Genomic DNA, 26,931 nt, shown 5'->3' with positions numbered 1-26,931 from the left:
ATTGGCCCGGTCGGAAATCCTCCCGCACCGTCAGGCTGGAGGGGACCCCGCCGGAGGCAGGCTTCGACCGCCGGTACCGTACAGCGCTGGAGGGCACATGATCCCGGAGACCTCGCGGCTCCTCGCCTTCATCGCCGCGTCGTTCGCCCTCGTGCTGATCCCCGGCCCCAACCTGGTCTATGTCCTCACCCGGAGCGTCAGCCAGGGGCGTCGCTCGGGGGTGTGCTCGGCGCTCGGGGTGGAGACGGGCACGCTGGTGCACATCGCGGCGGCCGTGTTCGGGCTCTCCGCCCTGATCGCCCGCTCCGACGTGGCCTACGCGACGCTGAGGTACGCCGGTGCCGCCTATCTCGTCCACCTCGGTCTGCGGGCCCTGCGGCGGCCCGAAGCGCTGGATCTGTCCGGGACGGCGGCCCGGATCCCCCTCACCAAGGTGTTCCGGGACGGCGTCCTGGTGAACGTGCTCAATCCCAAGGTCGCCCTGTTCTTCCTCGCCTTCCTGCCACAGTTCGTGGGTCCCGGGCAGGGCACGGCCGGGACACGGGGCCAGATGCTGGTGCTGGGCGCGGTGTTCTTCCTGGTGGCGCTGGCCCTGGACCTGGTCTACGCCCTGGCGGGCGGTCTGCTGAGCGGCTGGCTCCGCGACCGCCCCCGGATCCTGCGGCGCCAGCCGCAGGCGGTCGGAGCGGTCTACATCTCGCTGGGACTCTTCGCGGTGGTTCCGGCGCTGTGATCGAGCCAGCCCAGTTCATGCGCCCGCACCCCCGCCTGGAAGCGGCTGGTGGCGTTGAGCTTGTCCATCAGGTCGGCGGTGATCCGGCGCAAGGTCCGTATGGAGACGCCCAGTTCGCGGGCGATGGCCTCGTCCTTGAGCCCTGCGTTGAGCATCTGGAGCACGGTGAACTGCTGGGTGTCCAGCGGTGGGGCCTGCTCACGGCCGCTGTCGGGATGCATGCTGTCCAGGGGGGTCGCCGAATGCCAGCAGTGCTCGAAGACCCGGCGCAGCAGATGGGTGATGAGCGGGCCGCGGGTGACCAGGGCGGCGGCCTGGTCCTCGTTGCCGGGGGCCGGGGTGAAGGCCATGACGTCGTCGACCACGATGAGCCGGAAGGGGATGGTGTGGGCCAGCCGGATCTCGGCCCCGATGGCCTGGAGTTCACGCAGATAGCGCAGACCGTGCGGGATACGGCTGGTGGATGCGAGGTGGATGGTGCGCATGGCCACCCCGCGTTTGATGACCCGTTCGTTGCGGTTGATGCGGTCCGGGGTGCGGCTCTCGATCACCGGACCGGGCTGCATGCTCAGGACTTCGTTGACCGCGATTTCGGAGGAGTCCTCGAGCACCTCCGAGATCCGGTCCATGCCGATGATCAGTTCCGCCGGGGCCAGGCTCCGCTGATCGTGGTACTGGTCGGCCAGTTCGGTGCAGAGCAGCCGGATCGCCTTGCGCAGCCGCACGGTGTCGGCCAGCCACATATCGGCCGACTCCTCGGCCTGGAGCGCCAGCCTGGCCAGCGCCTTCTCGGTGGAGACGGTGGCGAGCCGGCCGGGACCCGCATCGGTGAGCAGCCCGACCTCGCGCAGCAGATCGGTCGCCTCGCGGCAGGCGTCCGGATCGAGGCTGGTGCGTTCACCTAACTCGCGGAGTTCCAGCGACGGTTCCTTCAGCATGTTCCGATACAGGTCCGCAAGCACTTTTCGGTCCTCTTCGATATCCACGGGTGAACCCCCTTGCGGCAAAACGGAATGATTCATTTTGCTGGCCCATGTGCGTCACGTCCCTTGTCGGCCAGCCTTGGTCACTTTACTGACCTTTTTTCCGGCAGCAGAGTTGTCCTAGGCGCCTTCCTCGCGGGATCGCACCGCTGGGGGGCGGAACGGTTGAAAGGAGTGCACGGGGAGATGGGAACAGTGACTGCATGCGGGTCCGCCGGTACGGCGGCGCGCATGAGGCGGGGGACGGTCAAAGGATCACCGGTCAGAGCGGCGGGCACGCCGTTCACCGTGGTCGCGGCGAAGCGGGGAGTAGAAACCGCTTCCTGGGCGCGCCAGGACGGTGGGGACGACTTCGAGTGGGGCTGATCGTGTCACGCGGCTGAGTCCGCGACAGCACGTTTTCGGCCATTGGGGGCCGGTCCGGATTACCGATAGGCCCCCATTTCAAATGTTCGGCGCTCAACATCTTGGCATTCCTGTGTGCCGGGTGCTGAATTCGCCTGCCCCTTCCCGCCGTTTGCCTTGCACGCGACCGCGTGCCGAGGAGGTCTGACCCATGCCCGCTTGTCTGCCTGCGCTGATCGCGCGGCACGCGGCGAACCACCCTGACGCACCCGCCCTTTTCTGGCACGGAGACACCACCGCTTACGGCGAGCTGGTCGCCATGGCCGACCGGGCCGCCGCGTGGATCGGCACCCACCGCGGTGGTTCAGGAGCCCCCCGGCCCGGGGCCCTGGGCGAACGGCCGGGCCCGCTGGCCCTGGTCGCGAAGAAGTCACCCGAGGCCGTGGCCGTGGTCCTCGCGTGTCTGCTGCTGCGCCGCCCCCTCCTGATCGCCTCCACGGACCTCGGCGCGGAAGCGCTCTCCGCCCTGCTGGCGTCCGCCGGCGCGGAACGGCTGCCCGATCCCACGGAGCTCACCGCGCGCCCCGACGAGGGCGTCCCGCCCGTGCCCACCACGCCGTACCCGGCCGCGGACGACCCCGATGACACCGCTCTGCTGCTGACCACCTCCGGCTCCACCGGCATCCCCAAGATCGCGCCGGTCACCTTCGGCGCGCTCGATCGTTTCACCGCGTGGGCGGCCGGCCACTTCGGCCTCGACGCGGAGACGACCGTACTCAACCACGCCCCACTCAACTTCGACTTGTGCCTCTTCGATCTCTGGACGACGCTCGGCAGCGGTGGCTGTGTCGCCCTGGTGGACCAGGACCTCGCCGTCAACCCGGCCCATCTGGAGGGGATCCTCCGCGCCCGGCCCGTCCATGTGGTCCAGGGCGTGCCCCTGCTCCACGCCCTGCTCACCCGGGGCGCCGCCGGCGGCGCCGCCTCCCACCTCGCCCCGGTCCGGCACGTTCTGATCACCGGTGACGCGATCTCCGGCCCGGCCTTCGCCGCCCTCCCGCCGCTCTTCCCGCGGGCGCGCTTCCACAACGTCTACGGCTGCACCGAGACCAACGACAGCTTCGTGCACGAGATCGACCCGCGGGACCCCATGCCGCACGGCGCACTGCCGCTCGGCTCCCCCGTGGCGGGCACGACCGCGTGGATCCGCACCGACGACGGCGGGGTGCTGCACGGTCCCGGGCGCGGTGAACTCGTGGTGCGCACGCCCTTCCAGACGCCCGGCTACACCGGCGCCGCCCCCGCCGTCAGCCCGTTCGTCCCGCATCCGCAGGACCCGGACGGCGGCCCCTGCTACCGCACCGGTGACCTGGTGCGCAGGCACCCCGACGGCACGCTCACCCTGGAGGGCCGCCGGGACTTCGTGGTGAAGGTGCGGGGCGTCCGCGTCAACACCGCCGAGGTGGAGGCCGCCCTGTGCGCCCACGACGGGATCGAGGAGGCCGCGGTCCTCGCGGTCCCCGACGACGAGGCCGGGAAGGTGCTGCACGCGGTCGTCCGCCGGACCCCCGCCGCCACCCTCGACAGCCTCACCCTCCGCCACTACCTCGGGCAGCGGCTGCCGCGCGCCGCGCTGCCCCGGACCGTGCGCTGGTCCGGCGAGCCGCTGCCCCGCACCTCCACCGGAAAGCTCGACCGGACCGCGCTGACGGACGCGCTCGCCACCGGGCCGTCCGCGTCCGGCGCGCCCGGTGCCCCCGCGGCCGTCGGCGCCCTCGCCGCCCGCGCGTCCGCCGACACCCGCCCCAGCCAAGGAACCGGAGACTGACCATGGCCCGCACCACGCAGATCAAGAAGTACCTGATCGAGCAGTTCTCGCTCGAGATCCAGCCCGAGGAACTCGCGGACGACTACGACCTGCTGGCCGGCGGCGTCATCGACAGCCTGGGTCTGCTCACCCTGGTGAGCTGGCTGGAGGACACCTACGGACTGGACGTGGACGTGCTCGACGTCGCGCCCGACAACTTCCGTTCCGTGGCCGCGATCGACGCGTTCTGCGACGCGGCCGCGGGGGCGGCGGGTTCGGCGGAGACCGCCGCCACGGGGGCACACCAGCCGTGAACGACCTGCTCCCCGCCCTCATCGCCCGCGACCGCCCGGTCCCGGTCCATCTGTGGACCGCGTTCTGGGACCGGCTGCGCTCCGGTGACGGCCCGCCCGGCGAGGCCCTGGCCACGCTGACCGCGATGTCCACGCTGCTGCCCGGCGCCGAGACCCTGGACGCCTTCCTCACCTCGCTCGACGAGCGGCGCGAGGACGGTCCGCGCGGCGGCGGACCGGTTCCGGCCGACTGGCCGGGCACGGTCAACCTGGTCGGGACCGGCGGCGGTCCGCCCACCGTCAATCTGAGCACCGCCGCCGCCCTGCTCGCCGCCACCCTCGGCGTACGGATCGTCAAGACCGGCTCCCGCGGCTACTCGGGCCGCACCGGATCGGTCGACGTCCTGGAGCGGCTGGGCATCCCGCTCACCACGTCCTACGCGCAGTGCGAGGACGCCCTGGACCGCCATGGCATCGCGTTCGCGGGCGGATTCGTCTACCCGCCCGAACTCACCACGCTCGCCCGGCGCATCCTGCCGTACGGCCTGAAGCAGGTCGGCCGGGCCGTCAACACCCTGGGGCCGCTGCTGGCCCGCGTCCCGGTGACCACACAGCTCACCGGGGTCTCGGACCCGCACGTCCACACCGTGTTCACCCGTCTCACCGCGCTGCGCACCCGCCCCGGCCACCGGCTGTGGCTGCTCTCCAACGACCTCGGCGTGGACGAACTGGTCAGCTTCACCGACAACACCGTCCTCACCGGAACCACCGCTACCACCGACCACACCGGCGTCACCGACACCACCGTCCCCTCGCACAACACCACCGCGCAGCGCGTCGGCCCGGGCACCCTGCCCGCGCTGCACCCCGCCCGGGGCACCCTCGCCGATCTGGCCCCCGTACCCGGAGGGCCGCCCCCCGAGGTCCTGCTGAAGGAACTCCTCGGCGGCCGGGGGCCGGAGGCCGCGCTGTCCACCATCGCCCTCAACGCGGCCGCGGCCGCCGTCCTCGGCGGCGCCCGGCCCGACTGGGCGACGGCCCTGGCCGACGCGCGGGACGCGCTCGCCGAGGGCACCGCGCTCGGTCTCGTCGAGCGGCTGACCGCGCCCCGCGCGGGGTCCGGGACGGGGGCGACCGGCCATGGCTGAAGCCACCCCGCCCACCCGTCCGTTCTTCCCCGGCCGCGGACCACATGACCCCGGACTGGCACTGTTCCTCAACGCCGGGGACCCGGGCCCGCCCGAGGTCTTCGCCGATCTGCTGCTCGCCCTGGACGACGCCGGGGTGGACTGTGTGGAACTGGCCGTGCCGTTCCCGGACTCGATCACCGACGGACCGGTGATCCGGCGTTCCGCGGAGCGGGCCCTGGACCGCGGTGTCGATCTGGCGGCGACCCTGCGGCTGCTGGCCGGGGTCCGTCCGCGGATGCGGCACACCGCGGTGGCCCTGCTCGCCGACTGGCGGCACACCGTGGCCCCGCTCGGCCCGCCGGAGTTCATGCGGCGGGCCCGGGACAGCGGCGCCGACGCGGTGCTCGTGCACGGGGCGCCGCCCCGCGCCCGGCCCCGGTGCCTGGAGGCCGCCCACCACATCGGCCAGCCGATGGTGACGACCTGCTACGCCCGGTCCGAACCGGCCGTGCTGGACGAGGCCGCCCGCACCGCGTCGGCCTATCTCTACCTCGTCGCCCACTACGGGCGCACGGGCGCCACACCGGTCGAACCGGTGTCCCTGGAACCGGTCCTGACCCGGCTCCGGAAGCTGACCGACGCACCGCTCGCGGTGGGCTTCGGCGTCCGTACCGCCGGTGATGTCGCGGCGCTGGGCCGGGCGGGGGCGGACGCCGCCGTCGTCGGCACCGCCCTGGTCGCCCGGCTGGAGGCAGCCCTGCTGGCCGGTGAGGATCCGGTCGCCGAGGCCCGCGCCTGCGTCGCGGACCTGCTCATCAGTACCTCGGACACGTCCAACGGGAGGAACCCATGATCATCCGTCAGCTCGCGGAGGTGCCGTCCGTCGAATGGGGCAACGGCCTGAGCCGTCGTTTCCTGCTGGCCTCGGACGGCCTGGGCTACACGGTCACCGACACCGTCGTGACGGCCGGGAGCAAGTCCCTGCTGGAGTACAAGCACCACCTGGAGGCCTGCTACTGCATATCCGGCAGCGGTGAGGTCGTGGACATGGCCGGGGACAGCCACCCCGTCAGCCCCGGCACCCTCTACGCGCTGGACGAGCACGATGCGCACTGGCTGATCGCCCACCCCGACGAGGACCTGCGGCTGGTCTGTGTCTTCTCCCCGGCGCTGCGCGGCGACGAGAAGCACTCGCTGAGCGACGCCGGTTCCTCCCACTACTGAGACACCGGACCGGCAGACGACGAGAAGACGCGGGAGCCCCAGTGATCGAATGGTCCGATGAGCAGACGCGGTTGCGCGACGGACTCACCCCCTGGTTCGAGAAGTTCGCCGCCGAACACGACGCTTACGACGCCGCGGCCGAGTTCCCGCGCGGCCCCTGGGAGGCCGTACGGGACAGCGGGCTCCTGCGGCTGCCGTTCGGCGAGGAGTGGGGCGGGCTCGGCCAGTCGCTCCTGACCACCATGTACGTACTCGACGGCCTCGGGTACGGCTGCCGCAACGGCGGGCTGAACTTCTCGGTCACCACCCATATGGTCAGCACCGGAGTGCCGCTCCAGCGCTTCGGATCCGCCACCCTCAAACGGCGCTACCTGCCGGCGGTGTGCGACGGTTCGCTGATCGGCGCGCACGCCATCAGCGAACCGGACGCCGGGTCCGACGCGATGAGCATGCGGACCACCGCGACCCGCGACGGCGACAGCTATGTGCTGCGCGGTTCCAAGACGTTCGTCAGCAACGGCCCGGTGGCCGGTCTGGTCGTGGTCTACGCCCGCACCGACGCCACCGCCGGGCCGCTGGGGGTCAGCGCCTTCCTGCTCCGGCGCGACACCCCCGGGCTGGTCTTCGGCAACCCCATCGCCAAGATGGGGCTGAAGTCCTCGCCGTTCTGCGAACTTTTCTTCGACGACTGCCGGGTCCCGGCCGACGCCCTGATCGGCCGGGAGGGCAGCGGCTTCCTGATCCTCGACCACGTCATGCGCTGGGAGATCCTGTGCTCCTTCGCCGTGACCCTGGGCGAGATGCGGCGGCGCCTGGAGCGCTGTGTGGCCTACGCCAAGGAGCGCCGCGCCTTCGGCCGGCCGATCGGCGACTTCCAGGCCGTCTCGCACCGCATCGTCGATATGCGGATCGGTGTGGAGAGCGCCCACAAGTGGCTCTACGACACCGCCGAGAAGCACACCAGGGGCCAGAACATCACCGCTGACCTGGCCATGGCCAAACGCGTGGTCAGCGAGGCCAACGTGGCCTCCGCGCTGAGCGCCGTCCAGATCTTCGGCGGCAACGGCTACACCGCGGAGTACGGCCTGGAGCAGGAGCTGCGCAACGCGGTGGCCGGGACCATCTACTCGGGCACCTCCGAGATCCAGTCCTCCCGCGTCGCCGCCACCATGGGCCTGTGAGCCCGCCGCCCGACCACCCACCGAGACGACGAGGCCCCATGGAGACCGACCCCGCACTCGCCCGTACCGCCTTCCTGGACCATGACGCCCCCGAGGTGACGGAGTTCGTCCAGCGGGCCCTGCGCGACACCGGCACCGACGACCGGGAACGCGCGGTGGCGCTCTACTACGCCGTACGCGACCGGATCCGCTACGAGATCTACGGCGCCGACCTCACCCGTACCGGGCTGACCGCCTCCCAGGTGGTCCGCTCCGGCAAGGGGCTGTGCATCCACAAGTCGGTGCTCTACGTGTCCGCGCTGCGCTCGGTGGGCATCCCCGCCCGGCTGGTGCTCGCCGACGTCCGCAATCACCTGTCCTCGGAGGCAGTGCGCGCCCGTGTCGGGGGCGACGTCTTCCACTACCACGCGTTCACCTCACTGCGACTGGACCGGTGGCTGCGCGCCACCCCGGTCTTCAACCGCCTGCTGTGCCGCCTCTACCGCATCGAGCCCATGGAGTTCGACGGGACCGCCGACAGCGTCTACCACCCCTATGACGAGTCCGGCGAACACCACATGGAACTCCTCCGGGAGCACGGCGAGTTCGACGACCTCCCCTACGACGAGGTGCTGGCCGGGCTCCGCCTGAAGCACCCGGGCCTCTTCGTGGCCGGAGGCGGCGACCGGTTCGTCGCCGGCTCGCTGGAAGCCGACGCGGCCGGCACCGCCGCGCTCCCCACCCACTGACCGAGAGGAAAGCCGCAGTGGAATCCGTCAAGTACCAGCTCAGCGACGTCCAGATCCCCCGGACCTGGTACAACATCGCCGCCGATCTGCCCCGGCTCGCACCGGCGCTGCACCCCGGCACCGGCGCCCCCGCCTCGGTCGACGACCTGACCGGCATCATGCCCAAGGAGATCGCCGAGCAGGAGCTGTCCACCACCCGCGAGATAGAGATCCCGGACCCGGTCCGGCAGCTCTACGCCCAGTGGCGGCCCTCGCCGCTGTTCCGCGCCCGCCGGCTGGAGCGCGCCCTGGGCACCCCCGCGCGGATCTACTACAAGTACGAGGGCGGCAGCCCGGCCGGCAGCCACAAGCCCAACACCGCCATCCCGCAGTGCTTCTACAACCAGCAGGCGGGCATCCGGCGGCTGACCACCGAGACCGGCGCCGGGCAGTGGGGTTCGGCCCTCGCCTTCGCCGGTGCGCTGTTCGGGCTCGACGTCCAGGTGCACATGGTGCGCGTCAGCTACCACCAGAAGCCCCAGCGCCGCGCCCTGATGCACGCCTACGGCGCCACCTGTCTGCCCAGCCCCTCCCGCGCCACCGACGTCGGCAGCCGGATCCTCGACGACGACCCGGACTGCCCGGGGAGCCTGGGCATCGCCACCTCCGAGGCGCTGGAGCTGGCCATGAACGACCCGCACACCAACTACGCGGGCGGCAGCGTGCTCAACAACGTCGTACTGCACCAGACCCTGATCGGACAGGAGGCCATGACCCAGCTCGACATGGCCGACGACTACCCCGATCTGATCGTCGGCTGCGCGGGCGGCGGCAGCAACCTCGGCGGACTGGTCTTCCCCTTCCTCGGCGCCCAGTTGCGCGGCGGTGACTCCGTCCAGGTGATCGCCGCGGAGCCGGAGGCCTGCCCCTCGCTGACCCGTGGCACGGTGGCCTACGACTTCGGGGACGCCAGCGGGCTCACCCCGCTGATGCGGATGCACACCCTCGGCCACGCCTTCGTCCCGCCGTCCATCCACGCGGGCGGGCTGCGCTACCACGGCATCTCCCCGCTCGTCAGCCAGGCGCTGTCGGAGGGGCTGATGGAGGCGCGCGCGGTGCCGCAGACCCGCTGCTTCGAGGCCGGGCTGGCCTTCGCGCGCAGTGAGGGCATCGTTCCGGCGCCGGAGTCCACCCACGCCGTGCGCGTCGTCATCGACGAGGCCGTGCGCTGCCGTGAGGAGGGCAGGCCGCGGGTGATCCTGTTCGGTCTGTCCGGACACGGCCACTTCGATCTGGCCTCGTACGAGAAGTACCTCGCGGGTGAGCTGAGCGACGAGGCGTTCGACCCCGACGGGGTGGCGCGTTCGCTGGCCGCCCTCCCGGACGTCCCCGGCTCCGCCGGACAGGAGAACTGAGGCGCCGTGCTGCTGAAGGTGTGTGGGGTGACCGATGTCCACCAGCTACGGCGGATGTCCTGCTTCCCCGTGGAACTGGCCGGGCTCTGGTACGGCGTGCCCGGCGGACGCTGGGACCTGTCGCTGGAGCGGTTCGCCCAACTGGCGGCCGCCGCCCGTGCGATGGCCGTGGAACCGGTGCTGGTCACCCTGCTCGACGACCCCGTGCGGCTGCGGGAGGCGGTCGACGCCTCCGGCGTCCGCTGGGTCCAGTTGCACGGCTACCCGGCCCCGGCCGGGGTGCGGCGGATCCGGGCGGCGCTGCCGGACGTCACCCTGGTCAAGGTGGTCCACGTACGGGAGGGGAAGGCCGTCGAGGAACCGTTCGCCGATGCCTACCGGCGGGCGGGGGCCGATCTCTTCCTCTTCGACTCGGTGGGCGACGACGGCCGGGTCGGCAGCACCGGCACCCCGCTGGACCCCGGCGCCGCCGCTCGGGTCCTGGACCGTGCCGAGCTGCCGTTCCTGCTGGCCGGGGGCATCAGCGCGGACGGCGCCGAGCGCTATGACGCACTGCTGGGGCACAGCGGGTTCCGCGGTCTGGACGTGGACAGCGCGCTGCGCGGCGGGGACGGCACCCTGCGGCTGAGCCGGGTCGACGCCCTGTCGGCCGCTTGGCGCCTGCGGCGCGAGACCGTGCGGTGCGCGTCATGACCGCCGCCCCGGCCCCGGTGCCCGGCACCGGCCCGGCGCCCTTCGCCGACGCGCTGTTCGGCGCGCGCACCCCGGTGATCATGGAGTTGAAGCGGCGCAGCGCCCACGGCGCCGATCTGTTCCGGGGCCGTACGGTGGAGCAACTGGTCGAGATCTACGAGGCGTTGGGCGCACCGGCGCTCTCGGTGGTCACCGGTGCCTGGTTCGGCGGTGACCCCGCACTGCTGGCCCAGGTGACGGCGGCCACCCGGCTGCCGGTGCTGGTCAAGGACTTCCTCACCAAGGAGCGCCAGCTCGCCGGGGCGGCCGCCGACGGCGCGTCCGCCGTCCTGCTCACCGCGGGCCTGCTGCCGCGGACCGTCCTGCCCCGGCTCACCGAGAGCGCGCTGTCCCTGGGGCTGACCCCGTTCGTCGAGGTGACCTCCGAGGAGGAGCTGTCCCGGGTCGTCCACGCCGACCGGTGCGTCATCGCCGTCAACAACAAGGACATCCGGCAGCGGGAGCGCGATCCCGGCGACCCCGGCCGCAGCCACGCCCTGCTGCCCGCCGTCCTGGCCACCGGCACCCCGGTGCCGGCCAGTGCCAGCGGTATCCACACCCCCGGGCAGGCGGCCGGACTGCTCACCGCGGGCTACCGGGCGCTGCTGGTGGGCACCGGGCTGCTGCTCCACGACGACCTCCCGGGCTGGTTCGCCGCTCTGGAGCGCGGACGGGGGGACACCTGGTGAGCGGGGTGACGGCGGTACCGGGACCGGGACTGTCCCTGCGGGCGGCACTGGCCGAGCTGTCCGCGGAGCACCCCGGCGCCGTCCCCGCGCACGAAGGACCGACCGCCCCCACCCGGGTGGCGGACCACTACGCCCGGACCTACGCGGGGGTCCCCGCCACCGGTCTGTCCCGCGACGAACCGGCCGTGCTCTACACGGGGGTGCGCGGCGGCCCGGTCCTGCTGGGGCTGTACGGGGACGAGCGGCGGCTGCGCCGCTGGCTGCCCGGGCTGCCCGCGCATACCGCCCCGGACACCGCGGACCGGCTGGTGGCCGAGGCCACCGGACCGCGGGCCGCGCCGGTGACGGTGACCGGCCCCGGCTGCCAGGAGCACCGGATCACCGGTGACGCACTGGACCTGACGTCCCTTCCGGTGCTCACCTGCACCCCGCGCGACGCGGGCCCGTACCTGACCGCCGCGCTGGTGCGTGCCGAGGACCCGGAGACGGGCGAGACCGCGCTGTCCGCCCACCGGATGCTGGTCCTGGACCGCACCCGGCTCACCGTCTGGATGGTGCCGGGGCGTCAGCTCGGGGCGTTGTACGAGCGGGCGGTCAAGGACGGCCGGCGGCTGCCGGTCACCGTGAACATCGGGGTGCCGCCCGCCGCGATGGTGGCCTCCGCGCTCGGCTCCCGCTTCCTGCCCGGCGGTCTGGACAAGCTGGCCGTCGCCGGTGCGCTCGCCGGGCAGCCGGTCACCACGGCACCCGCCCTCACCCAGCCCGTCCCGGCACTCGCGGAGGCCGAGATCGTCCTGGAGGGGTACCTGGACGGTTCGCTCGCGGACGAGGCGCTGCCGGGGGCCGGACCCGCCGGATCCCTCCCCGAGTTCCTGGGCTACGACGGCGGCGCGCGCACCGGACTGCCGGTGCTGACCGTCACCGCCGTCACCCACCGGACCGCACCGCTGTACCAGGCGGTGATCGGGCCGGGCCGCGAGCAGTCGCACATCCTGGGCACGGCCGGGGCGCTCTCGGCCGCGCTGTCGCTGCGTGCGGTGCTGCCGCGCGCGGCGGGCGTACGGGTGCGGGACATGCACCTGGCCGCGGCGGGCGGCGGCATGCTGCTGCTGACCGTCGCCGTGACGAAGGAGTCGGCCGACGGTGACCGCGCCCTTGACGTGCTCGCCCGCGAACTGCTGGACCGCCACCCGTTCGTGAAGACCGTGGTCTTCACCGACGACGACATCGCCATCGGATGCGCCGAGGACATGCTGTGGGCCCTGCTGACCCGCTGCAACCTCGGTGCCGACACCAGGGCCTGGCCGCAGTTCCGGCCGGTGCCCATGGACCCGTCCCAGACTCCGGAGTGGGCCGCGGCCCGCCACGGCACCGAACGGCCCCCGGGCCGGGTGTCCGTGGACGCCACGACCCCCTACGCGCTGCGCGCCCGCACCGCGCGCAGCTTCGTCCCGTGACCGTCCGCTGGCCGCTACCGGCCATTGCCGGTAGCGGGCACGGCCGGGCCGGGGGACCACACATCACCCGTCGTTAGATTTTTCGGATTCGCAGGCTCTGGAAGGGCATTGAGGTGAATTGGAATGACACTGCCGTGCCGCTGCCCGGCACGGACAGGACCCTGCCGGAGCTGTTCGCCGCGCAGGTGGCACGCACACCGGACCGGGTCGCACTGATCCACGAGGACCACCGTCTCAGCTATGCCGAGCTCGACGAGCGGGTGGACCGGCTGGCCCGGCTGCTCATCGACCACGGCGTCGGCCCGGAGACCGTCGTCGCGATCACCGTGCCCCGCTCGATCGAGCTGATCACCGCGCTGATGGCGGTGGTCCGGGCCGGGGCCGCCTACCTCCCCGTCGACCCCGACTACCCGGCCGACCGCATCACCTATCTGCTGCGGGACTCCGCACCCGCGCTCGTCCTCAGCCACACCGCCGCCGAGGCCGTGCTGCCGTCCGGCGCCCGCCCCGAGGGGCTGGAGACCGTGGTGCTCGACGCCCCGGAGACCCGGGAGCGCCTCGCCGCCTCCACCGGTGGCCCCGTCGTACCGGCCCGTCCGCTGACCGGCCATGACGCGGCGTATGTCATCTACACCTCCGGCTCCACCGGACGCCCCAAGGGCGTGGTCGTGCCCCATGAGGGGATCGTCAACCGCCTTCAGTGGATGCAGGCGGAGTACCGCCTGGACGCCGAGGACCGCGTCCTGCAGAAGACGCCCTCCGGATTCGACGTCTCCGTCTGGGAGTTCTTCTGGCCGCTGTCCTTCGGCGCCGCCCTGGTGATGGCCCGGCCCGAGGGGCACCGCGACCCGGGGTACCTCGCCGAGGTGATCCGCCGCGAGCGGATCACCACCATCCACTTCGTCCCCTCCATGCTCCAGCTCTTCCTGGAGGAGCCGGCCGCCGCGCGCTGCCCGTCCCTGCGCAATGTCATCTGCAGCGGTGAGGCGCTCCCGGCCGACCTGGCCGAGCGGTTCCGCACCACCCTGGGCGCCACCGCCTCGCTGCACAACCTGTACGGGCCCACCGAGGCGTCCGTGGACGTCACCTACTGGGAGTGCGTCGCCGAACCCGGCGCGCACACCGTGCCCATCGGGTACCCGGTGTGGAACACCCGGGTCCATGTCCTCGGCCCGGACCTCAGGGAGGTGGCCCCCGGCGAGACCGGTGAGCTGTACCTCGCGGGCGTCCAGCTCGCCCGCGGCTATCTGGGCCGCCCCGCCCTCACCTCCGAGCGCTTCGTGGCCGACCCCGGCGGTCCGCCCGGCTCCCGGATGTACCGCACCGGGGACCTGGCCAGGCGCCGCGAGAGCGGTGCGATCGAGTACGTCGGACGGGTGGACCACCAGGTCAAGATCCGCGGCGTACGCATCGAACTCGGCGAGATCGAGGCCGCGTTCGCCACCCTGCCGGGGATCTCCCAGTCCACCGTGATCATCCGCGAGGACCGCCCCGGCGACCGCAGGCTCGTCGGCTACCTGGTGCCCGAGCCCGGGGAACCGGCCGACCCGGTCGCCGTCCGCGCCCGGCTGGCCGGGCTGCTGCCCGAGTACATGGTGCCCTCCGCCGTCGTCGTCCTGGACACCTTCCCGCTCACCCCCAACGGCAAGCTGGACCGGGCCGCCCTGCCCGCACCGTCCGGCACCCGCGCCCCCGAGGCGGTGGGCCGGAAGGCCGCAAGCCCCCGCGAAGCGCTGCTGTGCGAGCTGTTCGCCGAGGTGCTGGGCCTCGACGAGGTCGGCGCCGACGAGGACTTCTTCGCCCTGGGCGGCCACTCCCTGCTCGCCACCCGGCTGGTGGGGCGGATCCGGACCGCGACCGGCGCCGTGCTCGGCGCCCGCGGTCTGTTCGAGGCCCCCACCCCCGAGACGCTGGCCCGGCGCCTGGAGGACCCGGACCGGACCGAGGAGGACCGTCCGCCGCTGCTCCCGATGGTGCGGCCGGAGCGCGTCCCGCTGTCCTACGGGCAGCGGCGGCTGTGGTTCCTCAGCCGCATGGACGACATCCCGCCCGCCACGTACCACATCCCGCTGGCCCAGCGGCTCACCGGACCGCTGGACACCGACGCCCTGCGGCGGGCACTCGCCGACGTCTGCGACCGCCACGAGGCGCTGCGCACCGTCTTCCCCTCCGCCGACGGGGAACCCCATCAGAGCGTCCTGCCCGGCCATGCGCCCGAGCTGCCGGTCACCGGTGTCCCCGCGGCCGAGCTGTCCCGGGCGCTGACCGACGAGGCCGGACGCGGTTTCGACCTGGCCGCCGAACCGCCCCTGCGGGCACGGCTGTTCCGGCTGGCCGAGCAGGAGCATGTCCTGCTGCTGACGCTCCACCACATCGCCGACGACGGCTGGTCGCATCAGCCCCTGCTGGACGACCTGGCCCGCGCCTACCGCGCCCGGACCGCCGCAGCCGCCCCCGACTGGGTCCCGCTGCCCGTGCAGTACGCCGACTACGCGCTGTGGCAGCGGGAGCTGCTGGGCGCCGAGGACGATCCGGACAGCCTCCAGTCGCGTGAACTCGCCTTCTGGAAGGAGGCCCTGGCCGGTCTGCCCGACCAGGTCGGCCTGGCCACCGACCACCCCCGGCCCGCCCGGCTGGGCTACCGCGGCCACAGCCTCCCGGTCCGCTTCGACGCCACCTTGCACCAGGCCCTGCGCACCCTCGCCCAGCGCCACCACTGCACCCTGTTCATGGTCCTCCAGGCCGGCCTCGCCGCCCTGCTGACCCGGCTCGGCGCGGGCGAGGACATCCCGCTCGGCGCCCCGGTGGCCGGACGTGAGGACGAGGCGGCCGAGGGCCTGGCCGGACTCTTCATCAACACCCTGGTACTGCGCACCGACACCTCCGGCGACCCGGCCTTCGGCGAACTGCTCGCCCGGGTGCGGGAGCGGGACGTGGCCGCCTACGCCCACCAGAACGTGCCCTTCGAGCGGCTGGTCGAGGCGCTCAACCCGGCCCGCTCGATGGCCCGGCACCCCCTGTTCCAGGTGCTGCTGGCCCTCCAGGGCGGCCCGAGCCCCCGGCTGCGGCTGCCCGGCGTGACCGCGGCCACCGAGCCGGTGGCACTGCCCGTGGCCAAGTTCGACCTGTCGTTCTACCTCGAGGAGGAGTACGGCGCCGACGGCAGCCCGGCCGGGATCGGCGGTGTCCTGGAGTACAGCACCGAGCTGTTCGAGCGGACCACCGCCGAGCTGCTGACCGAACGGCTGGCCCGGCTGCTCACCGACGCCGCGGCCGACCCCGGGCGCCCCCTGACCCGGCTCGCCGTCCTCGGCGACGACGAGCGGGAGCGGGTCCTGCGCGGCTGGAACGACACCGCCCATACCCCGCCCGCCCAGGGGTTCGTCGAGCGCTTCCAGACCCTCGCCGCCCGGAACCCCGCCGCGCCCGCGCTCCTCGCGGGCAGTGACACCCTCGACTACGCCACGCTCAACGCCCGCGCCAACCGGCTCGCCCACCACCTCGTCTCCCGGGGCGTCGGCCCCGAGGACTTCGTGGCCATCGCCCTGCCCCGCACCCCCGACCTGCTGGTCGCGCTGCTGGCGGTGCTGAAGTCCGGGGCCGCGTATCTGCCGCTGGACCCCGGCTACCCCGCCGACCGCGTGGCCTACATGCTCGACGACGCCCGTCCCGCGCTGGCGCTGGCCACCACCGCCACCACGGCCGCGCTCCCCGGCGAGGAGTCCGTGCCCCGGCTCCTGCTCGACCTGCCCGCGACCGCGGACGTGCTCGCCGGACATCCGGACACCGACCCGGACACCGCGCACCTCCCGGCCGACCGGCCCGCCTACGTCATCTACACCTCGGGCTCCACCGGCCGCCCCAAGGGCGTGGTCGTACCGCGCGGCGCCCTGGAGAACTTCCTGGCCGCCATGGGGGAGCGGTTCGACCCCGGACCCGGCGACCGGCTGACCGCCGTCACCACCATCGCCTTCGACATCGCGGCGCTGGAGATGTACCTGCCGCTGCTCGGCGGCGCTGCCGTGGTCCTCGCCGACGAGGACACCGTCCGTGACCCGGGAGCGCTCGGCGCCCTGCTGGAGGACAGCGGCACCACCCTCATGCAGGCCACGCCCTCGCTGTGGCAGACCCTGGCCGGCCACCGCCCGCGGGCCCTGGCCGGGCTGCGCGCCCTGACCGGCGGGGAGGCCCTCCCCGAGGCCCTCGCCGCGCGGCTGCGCCGCCACTGCCGGAGCGTCACCAACCTCTACGGGCCCACCGAGACCACCATCTGGTCCACGGTGGCGGGGCTCGACGGCGAGGACGGCGCACCCACCATCGGCCGGCCGATGCGCAACACCCAGGTGTATGTGCTGGACACCGCGCTGCGGCCGGTGGCCCCCGGAGTGGCCGGCGAGCTGTACATCGCGGGCGACGGACTGGCCCGCGGCTACCGCGGCCGCCCCACGCTCACCGCGGAGCGGTTCGTGGCCTGCCCCTACGGTCCGCCCGGCGCGCGGATGTACCGCACCGGTGACCTGGCGCGCTGGCGGGACGACGGCCGGCTGGAGTTCCTGGGCCGGGTCGACCACCAGGTCAAGATCCGCGGCTTCCGTATCGAACTCGGTGAGATCGAGGCCGTTCTCGCCGATCTGCCCGAGGTGGCCACGGCCGCCGTGGTCGTCCGCGAGGACACCCCCGGCGATCCCCGGCTGACCGGCTACGCGGTGCCCGCGCCAGGTGCGGGCCCCCTCGCCCCGGAGGGCTTGCGCACGGCCGCCGCCCGGCGGCTGCCCGCGTACATGGTCCCCGGCGCGATCGTCGTCCTGGACGCGCTGCCGCTCACACCCAACGGCAAGCTGGACCGTGCCGCCCTCCCCGCCCCCGCCGCCACGGCCGAGGGCGGGGCCCGGAGCCGGGCCGCCCGCAACCCCCGCGAAGCGCTGCTGTGCGAGCTCTTCGCCGACATCCTCAACCTGCCCGCGGTCGGCCCGGAGGACGACTTCTTCGCCCTCGGCGGCCACTCCCTGCTCGCCATCCGGCTGATCACCCGCGCCCGTTCCCTCCTGGGGCGGGAGCTGAAGGTCCGCCACCTCTTCGAGTCCACCACCCCCGCCGCCCTCGCCCAGCACCTCGACGGCGAGCGCGGTGAGCGCGAACCCCTGGCGCGGACGGCCGACCGCCCCGCCGCGGTGCCGCTCTCGTTCCAGCAGCAGCGCCTGTGGTTCCTCAACCGCTTCGAGGACGACGGGGCCCTCTACAACATCCCGCTGGTGCTCCGGCTCGACGGGCCGCTGGACCGGACCGCCCTCACCGCGGCCCTGGCCGATCTGACCGCACATCAGGAGTCGCTGCGCTCGGTCTTCCCGGAGGTGGCGGGGGAGCCCCGGCAGCGGGTCCTGGACGGTGCCGCGGCCGAACCGCCCCTGGAGCACCGCCGGTGCGAGCGCGACGCCGTCGACGACACCGTCAGCGAGCTGTCCCGGCGCGGTTTCGACCTGACCCGTGAACTCCCGCTGCGCGCCCACCTCCTGGAGCTGGCGCCGGAAGAACACGTCCTGCTGCTGGTGCTGCACCACATCGCCGCCGACGGACCCTCCACCACCCCGCTCACCCGCGACCTGTCCCACGCCTACGCCGCCCGGACCACCGGTACGGCCCCCCGCTGGGAGCCGCTGCCCGTCACCTACGCCGACTACGCGCTCTGGCAGCGCCGCACCCTCGGTACCGAGACCGACCCCGACAGCGGGCTCGCCCGCCAGCTCGCCTTCTGGCGGGCCGCCCTGGACGGTCTGCCCGACCAGCTCAACCTGCCCACCGACCGGCCCCGGCCCGCCATCGCCGGATACCGCGGCGGCACCGTACCGGTGGACATCGAACCCGCCCTGCACCGGCGGCTCGGTGAGATGGCACGTGCCGAGGGCGCCACCGTCTTCATGGCGCTCCAGGCCGCCCTGGCCACCGTGCTCACCCGGCTCGGCGCGGGCGAGGACATCCCGCTCGGCAGCCCGGTGGGCGCCCGCACCGACGCCGCCCTCGACGGCCTGGTCGGTTTCTTCGCCAACACCCTGGTGCTGCGAACCGACACCTCGGGGGATCCCACCTTCGCCGAACTCCTCGCCCGGGTGCGGGAAGGCGACCTGGCCGCCTTCGGCCACCCCGACCTGCCGTTCGAGCGGCTGGTGGAGGTGCTCAACCCGGCCCGTTCGCTCGCCCGCCACCCCCTGTTCCAGGTGCTGCTGGCCTTCCAGGACAGTCTGCGCCCGGAGCTCGACCTGCCCGGTCTGGACGGCGCCGTCGAGATCCCGCATCTGGGCACCGCGCGGTTCGACCTCGCGGTGGACCTCACCGAGCGGCGCGCCGCCGACGGCACGCCCGACGGCATCAGCGGTGTGCTGGAGTACAGCGCCGAACTCTTCGAGGAGAGCACGGCCCGCCGTATCGCGGGCTATCTGCTGCGGGTGCTGCGAGCCGTCGCCGAGGACCCGACGCGGCCCCTCAGCCGGATCGCCCTGCTTCCCGACGAGGAGCGGACACGGATCCTGCACACCTGGAACGACACCGGGCGCGAGCTGCCGGTCCGTACCCTGCCCCGGCTGTTCGAGGAGCAGGTGCGGCGGACCCCCGGCCATGACGCCGTGGTCTTCGCCGACGAGACCGTCGGCTACCGGGAGCTGAACGAGCGGGCCAACCGGCTCGCCCACCACCTCATCTCCCGCGGCGTCGGTCCCGAGGACTTCGTCGCCCTGGTCGTGCCCCGTTCGGTGGAGATGGTCGTGGCCCTCCTGGCCACCGTGAAGGCCGGTGCGGCGTATCTGCCGGTGGACCCCGCCTACCCGGCCGAGCGCATCGCCCATATGGTCCACGACGGCCGGCCGGTGCTGGCCCTGACCACCGCTGCCGTGGCCGCTACGGTCCCCGGTGAGGTCCCCACTCTCGTCCTGGACGATCCGGCGACCGTCGACGCCCTGGCGGCGCGGCCCGTCCACGATCCGGCCGACGCCGAGCGGCGGGCCCCGCTGAGCCCCGCCCACCCCGCGTACGTCATCTACACCTCCGGCTCCACCGGACTGCCCAAGGGCGTGGTCGTCACCCACACCGGGATCGCCGCGGTCGCCGGGGTGCACATCGAGCGGCTCGGCCTGGACGAGACCAGCCGCTTCCTGCTGCTGGTCTCCCTCTCCTTCGACGTGTCGATGGCCGATATCGTCATGACGCTGATCTGCGGCGCGGCCCTGGTCGTCCCCGAGCCGGGACAGCCGGTGTTCGGCGACGGACTCGGCGAACTCATCAGCACCCGCGCCATCACCCACACCGACCTGGTGGCACCCATGCTCGCCTCGCTGCCCGAGGGCGCGCTGCCCACCCTCCGCGGCTGTGTGGTGGGCGGTGAGGCGCTCTCCGCCGAACTGGTGGAGCGCTGGGCGCCCGGCCGCCGTGTCATGCAGGTCTACGGCCCCACCGAGGCCACCGTGGTGACGACGATGAGCAGTCCGCTCACCCCCGACGGCACCGCGCCGCCCATCGGACGACCGGTGTGGAACGCGCGGGTGTATGTCCTGGACGGCGCGCTGCGGCCGGTGCCGCCCGGGGTGGCCGGTGAGCTGTACATCGCGGGCGACGGACTGGCCCGCGGCTACTGGGGCCGGGCGGTGCTGACCGCGGAGCGGTTCGTGGCCTGCCCCTACGGCCCGCCCGGCACGCGGATGTACCGCACCGGCGACCTGGCGCGCTGGCGGGACGACGGCCAGCTCGAGTTCCTGGGCCGGGTCGACCACCAGGTGAAGATCCGCGGCTTCCGCGTCGAACTCGGCGAGATCGACGCGGCACTGGCCAAACACCCGGCCGTCGACTCCGCCGTGACCGTGGCCCGCACCGCCGAGGACGGAAGCCGGTTCCTGGTCGGCTACGCCGTCCCCGGCGACGGGGCCACCCTGGCCGCCGCCGAGGTCCGTTCGTTCCTGGCCGGGGCGCTCCCCGAGCACATGGTGCCCGCGGCCGTGGTCGTCCTGGACGAACTGCCGCTCACCCCCAGCGGCAAGCTGGACCGCAACGCGCTGCCGGAACCCACCCTGGACGTTCAGGTGTCCGAACGCGGTCCGCGCACCGTCCACGAAGAGCTGCTGTGCGAGCTGTTCGCGGAGGTGCTGGGGCTGCCCCGGGTCGGTATCGACGACAACTTCTTCTCCCTGGGCGGCCACTCCCTGCTCGCCACCCGGCTGATCAGCCGTATCCGGTCGGTGCTCGGCACCGAACTGGGCATCCGCGGTCTGTTCGAGACTCCCACGGTCGCCGGACTGGCCGGCCGCCTCGGGGACCGGTCCACCGGGGGCGCCGCGCGCGACGACTTCGACGTGGTGCTGCCGCTGCGGGCGCAGGGCGACCTCCCGCCGCTGTTCTGCGTCCACCCCGCCGCGGGCATCGGCTGGGTGTACTCCGGGCTGCTGCGCCATGTGGAGCCCGGGCGGCCGGTGTTCGGGCTCCAGTCCCGCGGGCTGACCGACCCGGAGGCCGCCCCCGCCGATGTGGCGGAGATGGCCGAGGACTACGTGGCCCGGATCCGCGAGATCCAGCCGCACGGCCCCTACCACCTGCTGGGCTGGTCCTTCGGCGGCGCGGTGGCCCATGAGATGGCCGTCCTGCTGCGCGCGGCGGGGGAGCGGGTGGCGCTGCTCGCGCTGCTCGACAGCGCCGTCGGCGACGGGACCGGCGGCACCGCGCCGTCCGGCCCCGAGACCCTGACCCAGCTACTGGAATCGCTGGGCCACCGAGTCCCCGACGATGCCGCCGACCCGGCCGAACTCACCCCGGCGGGCGTCCTGCGGCTGCTGCGGGCCGACTTCAGCCCGCTGGCCGCCCTCGGCGAGGAGCGGCTCGCCGCCGTCGTCACCACCTTCACCGACAACGCCCGCCTGGCCGCCGGGTTCACCCCCGGCGTCCACCAGGGGGACCTGCTCTGCTTCACCGCGGCCGACCGCGATCCGGCGGACGGGGACACACCGCGCCACACCGCCTGGACGGCCCATGTCACCGGCCGGGTCCTGCACCACCCGGTGCCCTGTGCGCACGGCGCCATGGTCCAGCCGGACGCGCTCGCCGTGATCGGACCGGTCCTGGCCAAGGCGCTGACCGACGGCTGAGCTCCGCACCGCCCGGGGCCCGCCCGCACGCGGGCCCCGGCACCCACCCGCAGCCACTCCACCCGCACCCATACGAAGGACGGCCATGCAGACCAATCCGTTCGAGGACCCGGAGACCCCCTTCCTCGCCCTGGTGAACGACGAGGGCCAGTACTCCCTGTGGCCCCACACCCTCGAGGCACCCGCGGGGTGGCACACCGCCTTCGGGCCCGCCAGCCGTCAGGATGCCCTCGACCACATCGAGACCCACTGGACCGATATGCGACCGCTCAGCCTGGTCCGCGCCACCGACGCCGCACGCTCCTAGGAGTCCCCATGACCAACAGCCAGGAGCGGACGGACACCCGCGCCGCCGCGCCCGCCGGGCCGCTCGCCACGGCGCGGGAGCGGATGCGCAGGCCGTGGTTCGCGCTGTTCGCGGTCTGCTTCGCGCAGGCCGTCGTACTGCTCGACACCACCGCGGTCAATGTCGCGGTGCCCGCCATCACCACCGGGCTGGACACCGGGCTCACCCAGGTGCTGTGGGTGATCAACGCGTATCTGCTGTCCTTCGCCGTGCTGTTGGTCACCGGCGGGCGCCTCGGCGACCTGTTCGGCTCCCGCCGGGTGTTCCTGGCCGGTCTGCTGCTGTTCACCCTGGCCTCCGCCGCCTGCGGTTTCGCCCAGGACCCCGGACAGGCCATCGCCGCCCGCGCGCTCCAGGGCGTCGGCGGCGCCCTGCTCACCCCGCAGACGCTGGTGATCATCAATCAGATGTTCCCGGCCGAGCGGCGGGGCGCGGCGCTCGGTATCTGGGGCTCCTTCGCGGGCATCGTGGCGGCCGCCGGACCCACCGTCGGCGGCATGCTGGTGGCCTCGCTGAGCTGGCGCTGGATCTTCTACATCAACATCCCGATCGGCCTGATCGGCGGTGCCCTGGTGCTGCTCTCGGTCCCCCGGCTGTCCAGCCGCGGCAGACCGCGGATCGACATCGTGGGATCGGTCCTGCTGTCGGTCGCCATGCTCGCCATCGTCTACGGGCTGCTGGAGGGCGAGTCGCACAACTGGGGCACGGTGTGGGGCCCGGTCACCGTTCCCGCCCTGGTCGTCGCCGGACTGCTGGTGCTCGGGGTGTTCTTCCTGGTCGAGCGGGGCCGCCAGGACAGCGATCCGCTGGTGCCCTTCGCGATGCTGCGCAACCGCAACTTCACCCTGATGTCCGCGGTGGTGTGCGTCCTGCCCTGCGGACTCGGCGGCATGCTGCTGCTGACGGGGCTCTACCTCCAGGAGGTCCAGGACCTGTCCGCGTTCCGCGCCGGGCTGGTGATCGCCGTCGCCCCCCTGGTGTCGGTGTTCCTGGCCCCGTACTCCGGACGGCTCACCGACCGGTTCGGCGGCAAGTACGTGATGATCACCGGGCTGCTCTCGTTCTCCGGGGGCATCGCGCTCATCGCCGCCCTGATCCGGGCCGACTCCGGGCCCGCCGCCGCGCTCCCCGGGCTGGTGTTCGTCGGCGTCGGCATGGGCGTGGCCTTCGCCCCCGCCAGCGTCGTCGCCTTCCAGGACATCGACCCCGCGATGGCCGGGGCGGCATCCGGACTGTTCAACACCACCCGGCTGTGCGGCAGTCTGCTCGGCAGCGCGGCCGTCGGTGCGCTGTTGCAGACCCAGCTCGACCGCACCGATATGACCACCGCCATCCGCATCACCTATCTGCTGCCCGTCGCCATCATGCTGGCCGGTGCCGCCGCCACCCTCGCCGTCCGAGTGCGGCCGGCCGCACGGCCCGCGGAGGAGACGGCGGCCCCGCTGCCCGGCCCGGAGGCGACGTCCGAGGCGGCCGGCGGCTGACCCGCCGCCCCACCCCGCCCCACCCGGAACGCCTCAGTACTTCAGGGAGAAGCATCCGATGGACTTCAGCCTCTTCTACTTCGCGGCCGGCCAGGAGGCCGGTGCCGACGGCTACCAGCTCCTGCTGGACGGCGCGCGCTTCGCCGACCGGCACGGCTTCAGCGCCGTCTGGACGCCCGAACGCCACTTCCACGAGTTCGGCGGCCCCTATCCCAACCCGGCGGTGACCGGCGCCGCCGTGGCCGCCGTCACGTCACGGATCGGCATCCGGGCGGGCAGCGTCGTCGGCCCGCTGCACCACCCGGTGCGCCTGGCCGAGGACTGGTCGGTCGTGGACAACCTCTCCGGAGGCCGGGTCGGGCTCTCGTTCGCCTCCGGCTGGCACGCCAGGGACTTCATCCTCCGCCCGGAGAACTACGCCGACCGCCGCACCGTCCTCACCGACACCATCGGGACCGTCGAGCGCCTGTGGCAGGGGGAGTCCATAACCCTGCCCGACGGCGAGGGGGAACCGGCCGAGGTGCGCACCTTCCCCCGGCCCGTCCAGCCCCGGCTGCCGGTCTGGGTGACCAGCGCCGGAAGCCCGCAGACCTTCCAGGAGGCCGGGCGCCGCGGCTACGGACTGCTGACCCATCTGCTCGGCCAGGAACTGCCCGACCTGGAGAAGAAGATCGCCGAGTACCGGGCGCATCTGCCCGCGGACGAGGGCGCCCGCAACCCCGCGGCGGGCAAGGTGGCGCTGATGCTGCACACCTTCCTCGGCACCGACAAGGACGCGGTCCGCGAGACCGTCCGCGAGCCGTTCAGCGAGTACATCCGCAGCTCCCTCGGCCTGATCATGAAGGCGGCCGGGGACATCCTGCCGGGTGTCGATCCCGAAGACCTCGACCCCGAGGACACGGAGTTCCTCGTCCAGCGGTCGTTCGACCGCTACTTCTCCACCGGCGGTCTCTTCGGCACCGTGGAAGACACCCTTCCGCTGCTGGCGCGGCTGGAGGCCATCGGTGTGGACGAGATCGCCTGCCTGATCGACTTCGGTGTCGAACCCGGGCAGGTACTGGCCGGACTGGACCACCTCGGCGAGCTGCGCGCCGCCTGGGACCGGCAGCGCGGTGGCGACGACGTGCGGAGCGCCCGATGAAACTGTGTCTCATCTCCGGCACCACCGCGGCCGTCTCCGGCTGCCACCGGCTCACCGCGCTCATCCGCGACCGTGCGGAGGGCGTCGGGTTCGACACCCGGGAACTGGACCGCGCCCTGCTCGCGCTGCCCGTGCTGGCGCCCGAGCGCTATGTCTCCGGTGAGCTCTTCGAGGATCTCGACGTCCGCCGGCTGCTGAAGGAGGTGGCGGAGGCCGACGCGGTCGTCCTCACCACACCGGTGCAGCACGGCAGTCTGTCGGGCGCCCTGAAGAACGCGCTGGACCACCTGCCGTCCACCGCGCTGCGCGGCAAACCGGTGCTGCTCGCCTCCGCGGCGGCCAGTCTCTACAACGGCGCCACCGCCTGTGACCACCTGCGATCGGTGGTCCGTGCGCTGGGCGGCTGGTCCGCGCCCACCCAGATCGTGGCCGAGCGGTCCGAACTGGCCCGCCCCGAGGCGGCCGAGGCGCTGCGCGGCCGGATCGACGCCGGGCTGGCCGAACTGCCGCCGCTGATCAGGGCGTTCCGTGAGGCCCCCGCGTCACTGGTGTGACCGCGGCCCCGGGGCGGGCCGCCGCTACGGCGGAAGGGGGCCGGGAACACCTCGTCGGTGTTCCCGGCCCCCGCTCGTACCGCGTGGTGCCGTCCGGGCTACGCGTCGCGCAGCGCGGGCCGCTTGATGAACTCGATGACCTCACCGTCGGGGCCGTGGACGAAGGCGACCTGAAGGGTCATCGGGGTGCTGCCCTTGGCCTCGACCTCGGCCGGTGCCATCAGCGGCCTGGCCCCGGCCTCGACCGCGCGCCGGAACAGCTCGGCGGGGTCAGCGGTGCGCACCGCGAAGTGGACCAGCGCGGCGTGCAGCGCCCGCTCCTCGTCGCTCGGGCGGGCCGCGTCCGGGGAGAGCGGGCCGGCCGATCCGCCGGGCGGGGTGGAGGCGGCATCGAAGATCTCGATGATCCGGTCGTCACCGGCGTCCAGGAACACACAGCGGTGCACACCCGCCTCGGGCGCGGCCCACTCGCTGAGGAACCGGAACCCGAGGGCGTCGGTGTAGAAGCGGACGGTGGCGTCGATGTCGTAGGCGCGCAGGGCGATGTGGTCGAGGCCCTGGTTGAGCGAGTCGGTGGACATGGGTCGGTCTCCTGTGTGCGGTGTGGTGGTGACGGCGGGCCGGGGCCGTGGGGTCCGGTGGCCCGCCGGGGGTCATGAGCCGGTCAGCGGGCCGTGCGCTCGGCGTCCCGCAGATACCGGTCGGCGGCGTCCAGCGGGGTGAGCCCGTCGACGTTGATCAGCTCGTCGATCGCCTCGATACCGTCGTTGCCGAGGCGCAGGGTGCGCAGCCGCTCCAGGGCGGCCGGGGCGATGGTGGTCAGGGCGGTCCTGGTGACGACCGGACGTGCCGCGTCCGTGCCGCCGAGCAGTCCCTTGGGCTCGGCCAGCGGGCGCAGTCCGTGCACGCGGTTCAGATACTGCGGCCGCCAGATCGGGATGACGAACCACTCCCGCTCGGCGATACCGCGTTCCACCCGGTGGATGAAGGACTGCTCGGTGCCGGGCCGGAACGCGTAGCCCGACCGGTCGAGCCCGTACTCCGTGATCATGCGGGCGGAGAAGCGGCTGATACCCGCCCCGGCGTTGATGCCGTCGAGGGTCCGGGTCATCCGGTCGGCGACCTCCGGCCGTGCCAGGTCGGCGACCTCGGCGACCGCCTCGACGGGTACGTACGGGGGCACGGCCCATACGCAGTAGGGCGCGTAGTGCGGGTCCAGTACCTGGACCTCGTCCTCGTACCGGGCCAGATATGTGCCGTGGCTGGCGGGCAGCCAGGCCGAGACGAGCAGATCGATCTCCCCCGCCGCCTGGAGGCCGAAGAGCTGCTCGTGCGGCGCCTCGACACCGTGCACCTCGTGCCCGGCGTCCTCCAGAACCCGGCGCACGACCGCGGCGGCCGCACGGTGGAACGAGAGGGCGATGTTACCCACCGTGAGGGACGGAGGGCGCGACGGTTCGGGCACGACGGCTCCTGTTCGGAGAAGGGGGAGAGGGGGAAGTGCGGCGGGGGCCGCCGTTCCCGGCGTTTCCCGTGTGCCATCAGCCTGCACCACCCGTGGCCCATGCGTCCAAGGACAGGATTTTGTCGG

At 73.2% G+C, this 26,931-nt stretch carries 19 protein-coding genes and 1 pseudogene; 17 read left to right on the top strand and 3 right to left on the bottom strand.

Annotation, left to right across the window (positions count from 1 at the left end):
• Positions 1–97: 97 nt before the first annotated feature.
• Entirely contained in the window at positions 98–733 is a 636-nt protein-coding gene (locus NMK44_RS05895) for a LysE family translocator (RefSeq protein ID WP_254738997.1), read from the top strand.
• Here NMK44_RS05895 and NMK44_RS05890 read toward each other — a convergent pair.
• Positions 691–1,671: a helix-turn-helix transcriptional regulator gene (locus tag NMK44_RS05890; protein ID WP_254738995.1), complete on the bottom strand. Its 981-nt coding sequence runs from the start codon at positions 1,669–1,671 to the stop codon at positions 691–693. The genes NMK44_RS05895 and NMK44_RS05890 overlap by 43 nt on opposite strands.
• 601 nt (positions 1,672–2,272) lie before the next feature.
• Here NMK44_RS05890 and NMK44_RS05885 point away from each other — a divergent pair.
• The 16 genes and pseudogenes from NMK44_RS05885 to NMK44_RS05810 all read left to right on the top strand — a co-directional run bounded on the left by NMK44_RS05885 (position 2,273) and on the right by NMK44_RS05810 (position 25,340).
• Positions 2,273–3,889, top strand: coding sequence for an AMP-binding protein (locus NMK44_RS05885; RefSeq protein WP_254738993.1), 1,617 nt, complete (start codon positions 2,273–2,275; stop codon positions 3,887–3,889).
• A gap of 2 nt (positions 3,890–3,891) precedes the next feature.
• Positions 3,892–4,182 carry an acyl carrier protein gene (locus NMK44_RS05880; RefSeq protein WP_254738991.1) on the top strand — a complete coding sequence of 97 codons (291 nt, stop codon included), beginning with the start codon at positions 3,892–3,894 and terminating at the stop codon, positions 4,180–4,182.
• Complete coding sequence (locus NMK44_RS05875) at positions 4,179–5,309, top strand: hypothetical protein (protein ID WP_254738989.1); 1,131 nt, start codon at positions 4,179–4,181, stop codon at positions 5,307–5,309. Before NMK44_RS05880 ends, NMK44_RS05875 begins: the two co-directional genes overlap by 4 nt.
• On the top strand, positions 5,302–6,144 hold the full coding sequence (gene trpA / locus NMK44_RS05870; protein WP_254738987.1) for a tryptophan synthase subunit alpha: 843 nt from the start codon (positions 5,302–5,304) through the stop codon (positions 6,142–6,144). Before NMK44_RS05875 ends, trpA begins: the two co-directional genes overlap by 8 nt.
• Entirely contained in the window at positions 6,141–6,515 is a 375-nt protein-coding gene (locus NMK44_RS05865) for an ectoine synthase (protein WP_254738985.1), read from the top strand. Before trpA ends, NMK44_RS05865 begins: the two co-directional genes overlap by 4 nt.
• A 41-nt stretch (positions 6,516–6,556) precedes the next feature.
• Positions 6,557–7,696 carry an acyl-CoA dehydrogenase family protein gene (locus NMK44_RS05860; RefSeq protein ID WP_254738983.1) on the top strand — a complete coding sequence of 380 codons (1,140 nt, stop codon included), beginning with the start codon at positions 6,557–6,559 and terminating at the stop codon, positions 7,694–7,696.
• A gap of 38 nt (positions 7,697–7,734) precedes the next feature.
• The gene (locus NMK44_RS05855) at positions 7,735–8,424 is read left to right on the top strand and encodes a transglutaminase-like domain-containing protein (RefSeq protein WP_254738981.1); all 690 of its coding nucleotides are present in this window, start codon (positions 7,735–7,737) and stop codon (positions 8,422–8,424) included.
• A gap of 17 nt (positions 8,425–8,441) precedes the next feature.
• Positions 8,442–9,818 carry a TrpB-like pyridoxal phosphate-dependent enzyme gene (locus NMK44_RS05850; RefSeq protein ID WP_254738979.1) on the top strand — a complete coding sequence of 459 codons (1,377 nt, stop codon included), beginning with the start codon at positions 8,442–8,444 and terminating at the stop codon, positions 9,816–9,818.
• A 27-nt stretch (positions 9,819–9,845) separates the two neighbouring features.
• Positions 9,846–10,511: a phosphoribosylanthranilate isomerase gene (gene trpF, locus NMK44_RS05845; protein ID WP_254738977.1), complete on the top strand. Its 666-nt coding sequence runs from the start codon at positions 9,846–9,848 to the stop codon at positions 10,509–10,511.
• Positions 10,508–11,239, top strand: a complete 732-nt coding sequence (locus tag NMK44_RS05840) for a beta/alpha barrel domain-containing protein (RefSeq protein ID WP_254738975.1) — start codon at positions 10,508–10,510, stop codon at positions 11,237–11,239. The genes trpF and NMK44_RS05840 overlap by 4 nt, the downstream gene beginning before the upstream one ends.
• The gene (locus tag NMK44_RS05835) at positions 11,236–12,696 is read left to right on the top strand and encodes a UbiD family decarboxylase domain-containing protein (RefSeq protein ID WP_254738973.1); all 1,461 of its coding nucleotides are present in this window, start codon (positions 11,236–11,238) and stop codon (positions 12,694–12,696) included. Before NMK44_RS05840 ends, NMK44_RS05835 begins: the two co-directional genes overlap by 4 nt.
• A gap of 113 nt (positions 12,697–12,809) precedes the next feature.
• Positions 12,810–21,815: pseudogene (locus NMK44_RS05830) on the top strand (amino acid adenylation domain-containing protein); the annotation flags it as partial.
• Positions 21,816–21,900: 85 nt separating this feature from the next.
• A complete protein-coding gene (locus NMK44_RS05825) occupies positions 21,901–22,122 on the top strand; it encodes an MbtH family protein (RefSeq protein ID WP_254738969.1) in 222 nt (73 codons plus the stop codon).
• Between the two features lie 8 nt (positions 22,123–22,130).
• Positions 22,131–23,645, top strand: a complete 1,515-nt coding sequence (locus NMK44_RS05820; protein WP_254738967.1) for an MFS transporter — start codon at positions 22,131–22,133, stop codon at positions 23,643–23,645.
• A 58-nt stretch (positions 23,646–23,703) separates the two neighbouring features.
• Positions 23,704–24,786, top strand: coding sequence for a MupA/Atu3671 family FMN-dependent luciferase-like monooxygenase (locus NMK44_RS05815; protein ID WP_254738965.1), 1,083 nt, complete (start codon positions 23,704–23,706; stop codon positions 24,784–24,786).
• Positions 24,783–25,340 (top strand): NADPH-dependent FMN reductase, encoded by a 558-nt coding sequence (locus NMK44_RS05810; protein WP_254738963.1) that lies wholly within the window; start codon positions 24,783–24,785, stop codon positions 25,338–25,340. Before NMK44_RS05815 ends, NMK44_RS05810 begins: the two co-directional genes overlap by 4 nt.
• A 98-nt stretch (positions 25,341–25,438) precedes the next feature.
• Here the strand turns inward: NMK44_RS05810 and NMK44_RS05805 are convergent, their stop codons facing one another.
• Positions 25,439–25,921: a VOC family protein gene (locus tag NMK44_RS05805; protein WP_254738961.1), complete on the bottom strand. Its 483-nt coding sequence runs from the start codon at positions 25,919–25,921 to the stop codon at positions 25,439–25,441.
• 83 nt (positions 25,922–26,004) lie between these two features.
• The gene (locus NMK44_RS05800) at positions 26,005–26,805 is read right to left on the bottom strand and encodes a glycine betaine ABC transporter substrate-binding protein (RefSeq protein ID WP_254738959.1); all 801 of its coding nucleotides are present in this window, start codon (positions 26,803–26,805) and stop codon (positions 26,005–26,007) included.
• Between the last annotated feature and the right edge of the window lie 126 nt (positions 26,806–26,931).

The organism is Streptomyces cucumeris (assembly GCF_024295805.1).
Lineage (GTDB): Bacteria > Actinomycetota > Actinomycetes > Streptomycetales > Streptomycetaceae > Streptomyces > Streptomyces cucumeris.
This window is presented reverse-complemented; position numbering and strand designations above follow the sequence as displayed.